At 40.3% G+C, this 13,612-nt stretch carries 11 protein-coding genes; 7 read left to right on the forward strand and 4 right to left on the reverse strand.

Annotation, left to right across the window (positions count from 1 at the left end; genetic code table 11):
- The 6 genes from GSQ74_RS14385 to GSQ74_RS14410 all read left to right on the forward strand — a co-directional run bounded on the left by GSQ74_RS14385 (position 1) and on the right by GSQ74_RS14410 (position 8,040).
- Entirely contained in the window at positions 1-684 is a 684-nt protein-coding gene (locus GSQ74_RS14385; RefSeq protein ID WP_158994432.1) for an NAD-dependent epimerase/dehydratase family protein, read from the forward strand.
- A 210-nt stretch (positions 685-894) separates the two neighbouring features.
- Complete coding sequence (locus GSQ74_RS14390) at positions 895-1,353, forward strand: DUF6036 family nucleotidyltransferase (protein ID WP_254060892.1); 459 nt, start codon at positions 895-897, stop codon at positions 1,351-1,353.
- Positions 1,354-1,421: 68 nt separating this feature from the next.
- The gene (locus GSQ74_RS14395) at positions 1,422-4,577 is read left to right on the forward strand and encodes an ATP-dependent DNA helicase (RefSeq protein WP_158994434.1); all 3,156 of its coding nucleotides are present in this window, start codon (positions 1,422-1,424) and stop codon (positions 4,575-4,577) included.
- A gap of 70 nt (positions 4,578-4,647) precedes the next feature.
- Entirely contained in the window at positions 4,648-6,123 is a 1,476-nt protein-coding gene (locus GSQ74_RS14400; RefSeq protein WP_158994435.1) for a rhomboid family intramembrane serine protease, read from the forward strand.
- A 143-nt stretch (positions 6,124-6,266) separates the two neighbouring features.
- Positions 6,267-7,085, forward strand: coding sequence for an SDR family oxidoreductase (locus GSQ74_RS14405; RefSeq protein WP_158994437.1), 819 nt, complete (start codon positions 6,267-6,269; stop codon positions 7,083-7,085).
- 67 nt (positions 7,086-7,152) lie between these two features.
- Complete coding sequence (locus GSQ74_RS14410; protein ID WP_158994439.1) at positions 7,153-8,040, forward strand: AraC family transcriptional regulator; 888 nt, start codon at positions 7,153-7,155, stop codon at positions 8,038-8,040.
- Here the strand turns inward: GSQ74_RS14410 and GSQ74_RS14415 are convergent.
- Entirely contained in the window at positions 8,037-9,584 is a 1,548-nt protein-coding gene (locus tag GSQ74_RS14415) for a DHA2 family efflux MFS transporter permease subunit (protein ID WP_158994441.1), read from the reverse strand. The two genes, GSQ74_RS14410 and GSQ74_RS14415, sit on opposite strands and share 4 nt — an antisense overlap.
- 338 nt (positions 9,585-9,922) lie before the next feature.
- Between GSQ74_RS14415 and GSQ74_RS14420 the strand changes: the two genes are divergently transcribed.
- Positions 9,923-12,199, forward strand: a complete 2,277-nt coding sequence (locus tag GSQ74_RS14420) for a GH92 family glycosyl hydrolase (RefSeq protein WP_158994443.1) — start codon at positions 9,923-9,925, stop codon at positions 12,197-12,199.
- A gap of 78 nt (positions 12,200-12,277) precedes the next feature.
- Here the strand turns inward: GSQ74_RS14420 and GSQ74_RS14425 are convergent, their stop codons facing one another.
- From GSQ74_RS14425 to GSQ74_RS14435, 3 genes are read right to left on the reverse strand one after another with little or no spacing between them, the layout of a single operon-like run.
- The gene (locus tag GSQ74_RS14425) at positions 12,278-13,237 is read right to left on the reverse strand and encodes a sterol desaturase family protein (RefSeq protein ID WP_158994445.1); all 960 of its coding nucleotides are present in this window, start codon (positions 13,235-13,237) and stop codon (positions 12,278-12,280) included.
- Positions 13,221-13,421 (reverse strand): hypothetical protein, encoded by a 201-nt coding sequence (locus GSQ74_RS14430; protein WP_158994447.1) that lies wholly within the window; start codon positions 13,419-13,421, stop codon positions 13,221-13,223. The genes GSQ74_RS14425 and GSQ74_RS14430 overlap by 17 nt, the downstream gene beginning before the upstream one ends.
- Entirely contained in the window at positions 13,418-13,591 is a 174-nt protein-coding gene (locus GSQ74_RS14435; RefSeq protein ID WP_158994449.1) for a hypothetical protein, read from the reverse strand. Before GSQ74_RS14435 ends, GSQ74_RS14430 begins: the two co-directional genes overlap by 4 nt.
- Positions 13,592-13,612 lie beyond the last annotated feature (21 nt).

The raw sequence follows: 13,612 nt of genomic DNA on the forward strand, positions 1-13,612 counted from the left end.
ATGGACAAAAAAATCAAGGTAATTGTAACCGGCGCAACCGGCATGGTAGGCGAGGGCGTAATGCACGAGTGTTTACTCAACCCGCAGATTGAACAGGTATTGATCGTAAACCGGAAACCATCCGGCTTTACCCATCCAAAGCTTAAGGAAATTATTCATGCTGATTTTTTTGATTTGTCGCCCATTGCCGATCAGCTTGCAGGATATGATGCTTGTTGCTTTTGTCTCGGCGTTTCCTCAGTAGGTATGAAAGAGCCTGAATATTACAAACTAACCTATACCCTTACCATGCACTTTGCTGAGACGGTAGTTAAACAAAACGCTAACATGACTTTCTGCTACGTATCGGGAGCTAGCACTGATAGCACCGAAAAAGGCAGTTCGATGTGGGCAAGAGTAAAAGGGAAGACAGAGAATGATTTAACGAAACTACCCTTTAAGGCAGTTTATAATTTCAGGCCCGGCGGCATGCTGCCTACTAAGGGATTGAAAAATACATTGCCTTACTACAAGTATTTTATATGGTTATTTCCGATTATGCGAAAATTCTTTCCGAAAACGGTTTGTACCCTTGCGGAAGTAGGCCAGGCTATGATCAATAGCACATTGATTGGTTATGATAAACATGTTTTAGAAGTGCTGGATATTGTTAAGCTGGCACATGAGGGCGAAGTGGAAAATTGATGGAATTATAGTAAATTTGAATATGAAAATAGTTCCTGTAGTTAGAAGGTCTGTACTTAAAGATATTGATGAGGGGTATGAAGATCTATTATATTGGCTTTCAAAATCTCCGCAGGAACGTATGGCGGCTGTAACGCAATTGCGCTCCCATAGTCTTACCCCGGGACAACGCATCGATAAATCTGTTGTTATAAAAAGAAAGCTTCATTCATGACTCTTGATAAAGATTTCGAAGACTTTGTTTTCTTATTGAACAAGTATGATGTTAATTACATGATAATTGGGGGATATGCATTAGCTTTTCACGGCAGGCCGAGACATACGGGTGATTTAGATATTTGGATCGATGTATCTGAAGAAAACGCTCGGAAAATGTTCAATGTTATTAATGAATTTGGACTGGCATCATTAGGTTTAAAAATTGAAGATTTTTTAGAAAAGGGGATTATTACTCAAATTGGTTATCCGCCTTTGCGAATTGATATCTTAAATGAAATTGATGGCGTTCAGTTTAACGAAGCTTATCAAAATAAATTAATCATCGATATTGATGGTTTGCCAATAAGTTATATTAGCTTGGATGATTTGATCAAAAACAAACAAGTTAGTGGGCGGCAAAGAGATTTAAGCGATGTAAGTGAGTTAAATAAATTAAAAAAGAATAAATAGTTCTCCCACCTACCTTTTATTCTTATATTCTTACATTCTTAAATTAGGAAATATCCATTTACCTTACTATGCAACCATCTGCCAATAAATACAACGAAAAATTTCAGGAAGCTTTAGCCAACCTTAACCCTGAGCAGTTGGCTGCGGTTAATACAATGGATGGCCCGGTGCTGGTGGTTGCAGGGCCGGGTACTGGTAAAACCCAGATTTTGGCGGCACGTATAGGTAAAATTTTGACCGATACCGATGCCCTGCCCAACGAAATACTTTGCCTTACTTATACCGATGCTGGCGCTATTGCCATGCGCAAGCGTTTATTTGATTTTATTGGACCGGATGCATACCGGGTTAATATTTATACTTTCCACGCCTTTTGTAACGAGATCATCCAGGAAAACCTGGAATATTTTGGTAAACTAAATCTGGAACCATTGTCGGAACTGGATGGCGCTATGCTGTTCCGCGAGTTGGTGGATGAATTTCCGAATGAGCATTTATTAAAGCGTTTTACAGGTGATGTTTATTTTGATGCACCACGATTAAAGCGCCTATTCTCCACCATGAAAAGTGAGGGCTGGAGTGAAGAATCTATTGCGGCAGCTGTAAAAGAATATTTAGACGACCTACCTAATCGTGAAGAATTCATCTATAAAAGAGCCAATGCCAAAGCAGGCATAAAAATTGGCGATCCGAAGCAAAAGGATATTGATAAAGTTGCTGAAGCGATGCAAAAGCTGATGGCTGCTGTTAACGAGTATAAAAACTATTCGGCTAAAATGGCCACCAATAACTGGTATGATTATGACGACATGATCATCTGGGTGCTAAAGGCTTTCCGTGAAAACGAGGAAATATTGCGCAAATACCAGGAGCGCTATCAGTATATTTTGGTTGATGAGTTTCAGGATACCAGCGGTTCACAAAATGAGTTGTTGAAATTTCTGCTGAACTACTGGGAAATCCCTAATGTTTTTGTGGTGGGCGATGATGATCAATCCATCTTCAAATTTCAGGGTGCTAACATGAAAAACATCCTTGATTTTGCGAACGATTATGTGAGTACCTTACACACCGTAGTGCTTAAACACAATTACCGTTCAAATCAGCAAATTCTTGATATTTCCAAAGCGCTTATTAATAACAATAACGAGCGTTTAACCAGTCAGCTTGCGCTGGATAAAGATTTAAGAGCATCGCATCCTCGTTTCGGTGAGCTAACTGTTCAGCCCACCATTCGCGAATATGAAAACCCCGGCAAAGAGGTAGTGGACGTTGCCATGCAGATTAAAAAACTGATTGAAAAAGGCACACCGCCAAATGAAATCGCGGTGATATACCGCAATCACAGTCAGGTTGAAGAATTACTGCAATATTTAGATGTTGAGAAGATAGCCGTTAATACCAAACGTAAAATTGACATACTGGAACAGCCTTTCGGCGAAAAGATCATCACGATTCTGCGCTACCTCGCTATGGAAATGGATTCGTCCTACAGCGGTGATGAATTGCTGTTCGAGATCATGCATTATGATTTCTTCGGCATCGCGCCGATTGAAGTGGCTAAGGCAAGCATCGCGGTAGCAAAAGAAAACTATGCGACCGCGTCTAATAATCAGCCTAAAACATCATTACGAAGGTACGTAAGCGAAATGCGAACACCAACACAACCGGGCTTATTTGATACCGTGCAGAATGTGGAAATGAAATTCCTCATCAACAATATTGACTTTTTATTGAAAGAATCAGTTAGCGTTACGCTGCAACAGTTCTTCCAGCAGGTGATCGGTAAAATGGGTATCCTGCGTTACATCATGCATCAACAAGATAAAGGTACGTACATGCAAATGTTGACTAGCTTTTTTGATTTCCTGAAAGATGAAAGCCGCAAAAATCCTGAGATAAAGCTAAGCGACCTGATATTGACCATCGACCTGATGAAAAAGAATAATATCCGTTTGAGCTTAAATCAAATGATATTTTCTGAAAAAGGCATCAACTTTTTAACCGCCCACGGCTCAAAAGGATTGGAATATGAGTATGTGTTTTTCATCGGTTGTGATAAAAAAACGTGGGACAGCAAAGGCCGGAATACAGGCTTCAGTTATCCGGATACCCTAACGCAAACTAAAGGTGATGACATCGCCCAAAAAGAAGAATCGCGTAGGTTATTTTATGTGGCGCTTACCCGTGCTAAACAATGTTTGATGATCTCTTATTCAAGTACCGATAAAAACGGCAAGGATCAGGAATCGTCGCAATTTGTAGGGGAAATTTTGGCCGATACGCATTTACAGGTACAACATCCACAGGTTAGCGAAGAGGATATGATCGGCTTTTACGCCACCCAGTTTAATGTGGATGATAAGCCAAAAGTTGAATTGCTGGATACCAACTATATCAATCAACTCCTGCAAAATTATACCCTTTCGGTAACACATCTGAATAATTACCTGGATTGCCCGTTGCGGTTTTATTTCCAGTGTTTAATCAGGGTGCCATCGGGTAAAAGTCCTTCCGCTACGTTTGGGCAGGCGGTGCATTGGGCGCTTAACCGTACATTTAAAAAGCTGAAGGAGTGGGGCGATGAATTCCCGCCTACTGAGGAGTTTATGAAGGAATTCCGCTGGTATATGTACCGCAACCGGGATTCATTTACTAAAGAAGAATTCAAATTGCGTCTTGCCTACGGCGAAAAAATAATGCCAGCCTACTACGAGCAAAATATTACGCATTGGAACAAAGTTGCTGTAACCGAACGTGCTATTAAAAATATTGAAATACAAGGTGTGCCGATTAAAGGTAACCTGGATAAAATAGAGTTTGAAGGCAAGAATGTAACCGTTATCGACTATAAAACTGGTAAACTTAAAAATGCCAAAGATAAACTGGTAGGTCCGACAAATGATCAGCCCAACGGTGGCGATTATTGGCGCCAGGCTGTTTTCTACAAAATACTAATAGACCACGACCGCACAAACGATTGGCAGGTGGTGGGTACAGTGTTTGATTTTGTGGAACCGATAAAAGATAACGAGTACCACAAAGAAAAAATATTTATCACTGCCGAAGACACCGAAACAGTTACAGAACAGATCACCTCAGTATACAAAAAAATAATGGCGCATGATTTTAATACCGGCTGCGGTAAAAAGGAATGTGACTGGTGCCATTTTGTAAAAAGCAATTTTAACCAGGTTGAAGGTGTAATGGAGGAAGCCGAATAAAACTTTTAATTAGGATTGCATTCTTTGGTGAAGTTTAATAAATTAGTACTGAATTACTTAAACTTATTACATGGCATTTGGCTTTACTCCTAAATTTGAACAGGACCTTGAATTAAATGGGCTTGACCCCAAACACTACCTTGCTATTGCACTGGAAACAGTAAAAAGCTTGGGTTGGAGTGTGAGCTACACCAGCAAAAGTGGTTTTATTGCGATTGTTGGTGGTGGAATGTTTAAAAGCATGGAAACCTTCCAGGTGTCCACACATGATAATAGGGTATACATAGTCAGTAAAAATGCTAAAGGTGGCATGTTTGACTGGGGTAGAAATAAGAAGCACGTTAATGAATTTATAGATGCTTTCATAAATGTTCAGGCCAATTTATCAGAACAACAATTAGATGATAAGCTGACAGAATTAACACCTGTGTTTGAATCTACAGACGAGGATAGATTAGCGTTGCCACCAGCGAACTTTAACGATAACATAAAAAGCTTCTTTGAAATCTTCGTTCCCCGAAAGGGATTTTTCGTTACCCCATTAATTATTGATGTCAATCTTCTGGTATTTATATTGATGGTGGCCTCGGGCGTAAGCTTTTTTGAGCCTACAACCTTAGACCTGTTACATTGGGGCGCAAATTTGCGTGTTATGACTTTGGAAGGCCAGTGGTGGCGGTTAATTACCAATACCTTTTTACATATTGGCATATTTCATATCCTATTTAATATGTATGCACTGTTATACATAGGGTTGATATTAGAACCTTATATCGGAAGGGCCAGATTTGCAGCAGCCTATTTGTTTACTGGTGTAATTGCAAGTTTAGCAAGTATTTATTGGCATCCTCAAACGGTAAGCGCCGGTGCTTCAGGAGCAATATTTGGGATGTATGGCGTTTTCCTGGCTATGCTAACCACAAATATTATTGACAAGTCGGCACGCAAACCATTGCTAATGAGTATTGGTGTTTTTGTGGCGTATAACCTGATGAATGGGATGAAGGAAGGTATTGATAATGCGGCACACATTGGCGGGCTGGTAAGTGGTTTAGCAATTGGGTATAGTTTTTACCCGAGTTTAAAACAACCATCACAACCAAGGTTAAAATATATAACCATATCGCTTCTTCTTATCGCAACGTTAAGCACATCATTCGTTATTTATCAAAATATCCCAAAGGATACGATCAAGTATGACGCTTATATGAAAGATTTTGCCACGAATGAAACGGCAGCGCTTTACGTGTTTTCATTACCCAAAAACTCATCTAATGATGTTGTAGCCTCGGCACTAAGAAACAATGGACTACCTAACTGGGATAAAAATTTATTGGTACTCGATTCAATGGATAAACTTGATCTTCCGGCAGAATATACTGCACGAGTGTATACACTAAGAAAATATTGTAAATACAGAATTAAGGTATATAATTACGCTTTAGAAGATTTAAACGAAAATACAAATGCCCACCGTGATTCAATCGTATATTATAATCAAAATATTAAAGCCATAATTGATAGTTTGAAGGGTGGGGCTAATTAAAAGGGAGATGAATTAAGACTGTTATGACACTGCAATTACGATACTAATCTGTCTTATACAAAACGTATCAGTATTACCCACTTCTGTATAAATCTGCCCCTGTAATTGCCCATAGTTTTGTATCAACATTAAAAAACAAAGCAATGGCAAAAACAATTTTTATTACTGGAGCTTCCAGAGGATTTGGAAGAATATGGGCAGAAGCATTTTTAAAACGTGGCGACAAAGTTGCGGCAACTGCAAGAAATTTAGATACCTTAAATGATTTGGTAGCTACGTATGGCGATGCTATATTACCTATACAATTAGATGTAAACGATAGAGCAGCTGGTTTTGCCGCTGTTAAAAAAGCAAAGGAAACATTTGGCAGTATTGATGTATTGATTAACAATGCAGGTTTTGGCTTATTTGGCGCGATTGAGGAAACTACCGAGCAACAGGCACGCGAACAAATTGAAACCAATGTGTTCGGCTTATTATGGATAACACAGGCGGTGCTGCCGATTATGCGTGAGCAACGTCATGGGCACATTATCCAGGTATCAAGTGTATTGGGTGTGGCTACATTGCCGGTATTGGGCATCTACAACGCATCAAAATTTGCGGTTGAGGGTTTGAGTGAAACTTTAGCAAGCGAAGTAAAGGATTTTGGAATTAAAGTTTCTCTGATAGAACCTAATGGTTTTTCAACCGATTGGGCCGGCGCGTCATCATCACAAACTGAGCCAATTGAAGCTTATGCAGGTATTAAAGCAGCTTTCCAGGCAGGGCTTACCGATGACGCATTTGGTGATCCTGAAGCAACCACCCCGGCAGTTTTAAAGCTGGTTGATAGCGAAAACCCGCCGCTTAGGTTGTTTTTAGGTAAGGTTGCTTATCCATGGGTAAAACAATTGTACGCAAGCCGTTTAGCTGAATGGGAAGAATGGAGCGAAGTAGCAACAGCCGCTCATGGTCACTAATTAAATTCTATTTTATCGTGACAAACCTACGCCGATTTCGATGTAGGTTTGTTTAATTTATCTCAGCATGAAACACTTCACAAGCATTGCCGAACTACATAAATACAACGGCTTCCCGCCACCTGAGCACCCGCTGATCAGTCTTTTTCAATGCAACAAAACCTGTAACATCGGGGATCGGGAATTTACCTCTGATTTTTATATGATCGGTTCTAAAAAATTGAAATCGGGCGTGGTTTTATACGGCCGCACTAAGTACGATCATGATAATGGCTCAATGTCGTTTTATAAACCGAGGCAAGTGGTTGAATTTAGGAATCTGGAGTTTGAAGAAGATGGTTTCCTGATATTTATTCACGAAGATTTCTTAAACGGACACGTACTGCATAACGAGATAAAAAAGTATGGTTTCTTTGATTACGAAGCCAACGAAGCACTGCATTTATCGCCAAGGGAAGAAGAAATAGTGTGGGACTTATTTCATAAAATACAAACCGAATACAACAGCAACCCCGACGAATACAGTCGCGATATTATGTTAACGCATATCGATTCCATGTTAAAATATTCGCAGCGATTTTATAACAGGCAGTTTATAAATCGGACGCAATTATCAGGCAAAACAGTCTCCAAATTCAACAACTCGTTGGCAACCTATTTTTCAAACGGTGGATTAGCTAAAGGTTTACCTACGGTAAATTATATGGCTGAGCAGCTAAACCTTTCGTCACGCTATTTGAGTGACTTGCTAAAAAAAGAAACAGGCAAAACCGGACTTGAACTGATCCATATCTATTTAATATCGGAAGCAAAAAACCTGCTGACGGTAGCCGATCAAAGCGTATCAGAAATTGCGTATGCCCTAGGTTTTGAAAACCTCCCTTACTTTTCAAGACTCTTTAAAAAAGAAGTAGGCATCAGTCCAAATCAGTTTAAAAAGCAGTTTTATAATTAATGATCTGATGATGGTATCACCACTTTCTTTGTCTTATCGCGTTTAGCAACAAATAATAAAAGCGGTAATACAATCGCGAAGAATGATCCGATCAGGAAAAAGCCATCCAGATAGCTGGAAAACGAAGATTGTTTAACCACCACCAGCTCGATTAGCTGCATAGCTTTTTGCTTCGCATCCAAAAAACCAAAACCCTTCTGCTGAAACAGTTGAGTATAGCTATTGATGCGTGCAACCGAAATCGGATTATCTGATGTGATATGCGTGATCAGATCCATACGGTGCGAGGCAATTCGCCTGGCAACATAGGTATTGATGATGGAGATGCCAAATGAGCCGCCCAGTTGTCGCATCATATTATTTAACGCCGTGCCTTGCGGCATATCCTTTGCTTCCAGCGATGAAACGGCGAGTGTGCCTAATGGCACGGTTAGCAAAGCCATGCCTATCGCCCTAAAAATTAAATTCAAAGTAATATCTGATGCCGGTGTTTGCAGGTTAATTCTTGACATTGACCAGTTAAAATAGATAAAACATAAAAAGCCCAATAAAACAATTAATGCCGGTGATACGCCCTTTTGTAGCAGCTTACCGGTTATAATGAGCGCCAAAACGGCTACGATAGATCCGGGTAATAATAGCAAGCCCGATTGCGTAGGTGTAAAGCCCAGTAAACGTTGCGCCACAACAGGTGTTAGGTAAATAGAGGTATACATCCCCATCCCGGTAATAAAAGTGAGTACAGCGGCAATGCTTAATGATCTGAACCTTAAAATATGCAGATTGACCACCGGGTTTTTGGTATGCAGTTCCCATATAATAAAAGCGGTAAGCGATAGCGTTGCCAGTACGGTTAAAAAAGTGATGTAATCCGCCGCAAACCAGTCGTCGGTTTGGCCCCGCTCGAGTACTACCTGTAAGGAGCCGATGCCGACAATTAGCAACATAATACCCAACCAATCTATCTCCCTGATCTTTTGTTTGATCGGTTCGTACAAAAAGAACATACAGGAAACCGCCGCGGCTATGCCGATAGGTACGTTAATATAAAATATCCATGGCCAGGAATAATTTTCGGTAATATAACCACCTAAAGTTGGGCCAATTGTTGGGCCGATAAAAATCCCTATACCAAACAAAGCCCTTGCGGTTGCCTGTTTTTCCTTCGGGAATAATTCATAAACTACCGTTGCCGATACCGATAATAATGCACCGCCACCTAATCCTTGTAGAAACCGGAATGCCACTAACTCCCAAATACCTGTAGCGTTACCACACATAAATGAGCAAACAGTAAACAATATAATTGAACCGATATAATAATTACGCCGCCCCAGGTTATTGGCTAAAAAACTGGTCATGGGGATGATGATCACATTAGCTATGGCGTAAGAGGTGATCACCCAGGATGTATCTTCTAAAGTTGCACCCAAATTACCGCTCATGTAATTGAGGGCTACGTTTACTATGGAAGTATCAATTAGTTCCATAATTGCTGCAGCAATTACGGTGATGAGGAGGATTTGTCTTTTTAGTGGGCTCATATATATTATACCAATCGGTATATTTTAAAATGTGATTTTATGTAGATTTTTCCATGTGATCCACAAATATACCAATTGGTATATTTTATAATGATAATGGATGCCAAATGACGTAGAAATGGCAATGAACTCTGTTTATTCTCAAAAAGCAAATCCATCAGGTAGTGTATGCTTCCTCGATTTAGCTTTTTTGTAATAATGTGGTGATAATGTAAAAAATCGGATTAAATTTAGCCAGCTATTACGTATTTATAAGGTACATGTAATATAATTGCACCTTAATATAACTGACACGTATCACCCCTATTAATAAGGCATCTGCCTTAAAATTTACATTGATGAAAAAAATACTCATTATTATTATCGCCTGTTTACCGCTATTTACATTTGCACAGGTTGTTAAACAAACTGATCTGGTTGAATATATAAACCCGCTGATGGGTACGGCATCTAAGCCCATCATGTCTAACGGTAATACCTATCCTGCTGTGGCTGTTCCTTGGGGCATGAATTTTTGGACGCCGCAAACCGGCAAAATGGGAGATGGCTGGCAATATACCTATGATGCTGATAAAATACGCGGCTTTAAACAAACGCATCAGCCATCGCCATGGATGAATGATTACGGCATGTTTTCTGTATTTCCTGAAACCGGGAAAGTGATCATCGACGAAAATAAACGCGCCAGCTGGTTTTCGCACAAAGCCGAAACCGCCAAACCATATTACTATAGCGTTTACCTAGCCGATTATGATGTTACCACCGAAATTACACCAACCGAACGTACTGCAAACTTTAGGTTCACATTTCCTAAAAGCGATAGCTCACATATTTTGATTGATGCTTTTGATAAGGGATCATATGTAAAGATCATACCCGAAAAGCACGAAATAATAGGCTATAGCACCCGGAATAGTGGCGCTGTTCCTGCTAATTTTAAAGATTATTTTGTTATTTATATTGATAAGGATTTTACCGGCAATATCTGGCACGATAAAGATATTGAAGAAAATGCATTAGAATATAAAGGCGATCATGCAGGGGCTATCATCAGCTTTAAAACTATCAATGGCGAAAAGGTGCATATGCATGTTGCTTCGTCCTTTATTAGTATTGAGCAAGCCGAGCTGAATTTAAAACGCGAACAAGGAACCGATAGCTTCGATGCTACCGAACAAAAAGCAAAAGCCATCTGGAATAAAACTCTTAACCATGTACAGGTTGAGGGTGGCACAATCGATCAGATGCGCACTTTTTACTCCTGTTTGTACCGGATGCTTTTCTTTCCGAACCGTATGTATGAGGTTGATGCCAAAGGGCAGATAGTACATTACAGCGTTTATAATGGCAAAATTATGCCGGGCTACTTGTTTGCAGGTACCGGCTTTTGGGATACCTTCAGGGCTTTATATCCGTTCCTGAATATGGTTTATCCGTCCATCGTTAAAGAAATGCAACAAGGCTTAATAAACGATTATAAAGAAGGTGGCTGGCTGCCTGAGTGGTCGAGCCCGGGTTATGCCGATTGCATGGTGGGCAACAACTCCGCATCGGTAGTGGCAGAATCATATGTGAAGGGCCTGCGCGGTTATGATATTGAAACTTTGTACAAAGCATTAATCCACGGCGCCAACAACACCGGGCCAAACGCTACCGGCCGTATCGGGGTGGATTATTACAACACATTGGGCTATGTGCCCTATGATGTAAATATTCATGAAAACGCTGCCCGCACGTTAGAATATGCTTATGACGACTTTTCAATCTATACCTTAGGTAAAGCGCTTGGTAAACCGGCATCAGAGATCGACATATACAAAAAGCGGGCAATGAACTACAAAAACCTGTTTGACCCTAGCACAAGGTTAATGCGCGGTAAAAATAAAGATGGTTCATTTGAAACACCTTTTAACCCGTTTAAATGGGGCGATGCTTTTACCGAGGGTAACAGCTGGCACTATACCTGGGGTGTTTTTCAGGATGTACAGGGTTTGATTAACCTGATGGGCGGAAAACAAAATTTTGTAGCCAAGCTTGATTCTGTATTTACCCTGCCACCAATATTTGACGATAGCTATTACGGGTACACCATACATGAAATACGCGAAATGCAGGTAGCTGATATGGGACAATACGCGCATGGGAACCAACCCATTCAACACATGATTTACCTATACGGCTATGCAGGCGAACCATGGAAAACCCAATACTGGGCCCGCGAAACCATGAACCGGATGTATAGGGCAACACCTGATGGTTATTGCGGTGATGAAGATAACGGCCAAACATCGGCATGGTATGTATTTTCGGCGATTGGTTTTTACCCGGTATGCCCGGTTAGCGGGCAGTATGTGTTAGGTGCGCCACTGTTTAAAAAGATCACCATTAATTTGGAGGATGGTAAAAAGCTTATCATCAACTCGCCAAAAAACAGCGCCGATAACAAATACGTTAATACCATGACCTATAATGGCAAACCGTATGACTTAAACTGGGTTAGTCACCTGGCTTTAATGCAGGGAGCTGTTATCAATATGGATATGTCTGCGGCACCTAATAAAGCCCGTGGCATCAAAGCTTCGGATGTGCCTTATTCATTATCAAATGATAAATAAATAGAATATATCAAATCATTACTAAACAAAAAAGCTTGCTGATTCAGCAAGCTTTTTTGTTTAGTAATATATTATAAGTTAATTATAAACAGGATTTACCTCTGATGGCGCTAAGTGTATTTCAGGTATTTTGCTTGCTTTCTCAGTTGGTGATTCTTTATCTATATCAATACGTACAACCGGACCATCGGCGGAAAGCTCACTACCCGGTACTTTTGATTTAAATATAGGCCAAAGTAATTGCGCGTACCATTGGTCGCCCTCGTAATGAGAAATACCGTAAGCTTTTGGGTATTGGCGTGATATTAGCGCGGTGCCAAATATAATATCCCACAAAAAGAACATATTACCAAAGTTGCCTTTGTAATAGCCTACGCCATCATCAGTAGTTGCCGCGTGGTGCGCATGGTGTGTTGCCGGGGTTGATATTAAACGCTCCAATACCCAGGCAATAGGATGTAATGCTTTGTATTTGTAGAATGGTTTATCCCACGCAATACTAGAGTGGGCAAGCGTAGTAATAGTTGATTTAATTAATCTTACCGCAATAGCAGGTATACCCAAACCAAGGTAAACTAGTGCCGCTGTTAAATATGTCTGCGAAAAAAAGAGCGTATAAATAAGATTTTGACGGCTTGCCATTGCCATACCCATATAGTTAGCCGAGTGGTGGGTACGGTGAAAACGCCATAACCACGGGATTTCATGGTGCAGGCGGTGATACCAGTATTGAGTTAAATCGTCGGCAACAGCAATAATGGCGAAACCCCATAAAAATGGTACCCAGCCAAATACATTTTTAAATCCGGGTAAGGCGTACGGTAAAAATTGCAGCGCGTAGTAAGCGAAAGCCGGCCGTATAACCAGCCGTGGCAACGTAAAGCAGGTAATATCTACCCATCTTTCGTTTTTAGGCCACTTCCTTTTATATAACCCGAATGAAAATTCGAGTACCCCGATAAAGAATACCAGGAATGGAAATCCAAAACCGTTAAGGTTTTCCACTATTTTCTTTATGAACTCAATCGTTGCTTCCATTGTTCAAATTGGTTTTGTTGGTTACTGGTTTTGTGTTAGCTGCTTTTTGGGTTTTCTTTTCCCATGGTCTTTGGCCGGTTATGGTAAATGTTAAAAACATTAATGCAATCGGCAGCAGATAGATAAATAGGCTCAAAGCCACGTTTCTTACTATCCGCTCTTTGGTAGCTTGTTCAATTTTCATGGTTTATTAGTTTTATTAGTTTTTGAAATTTGTTGCTGTGGTTTTGGATCACCGCCTAACGCTTTTTGTGTGACCCACAAGCCACCTGCGATAATGATAAAAGGCACCAGGGTGATAATAATACCAACCAGGATTTTTTTACCTAAAATGGATACATCTGATAGTGTCATATATAAATTAGTTTTAATGGT

Origin of the sequence: Mucilaginibacter sp. L196, assembly GCF_009765905.1 — a bacterium.
GTDB lineage: Bacteria > Bacteroidota > Bacteroidia > Sphingobacteriales > Sphingobacteriaceae > Mucilaginibacter.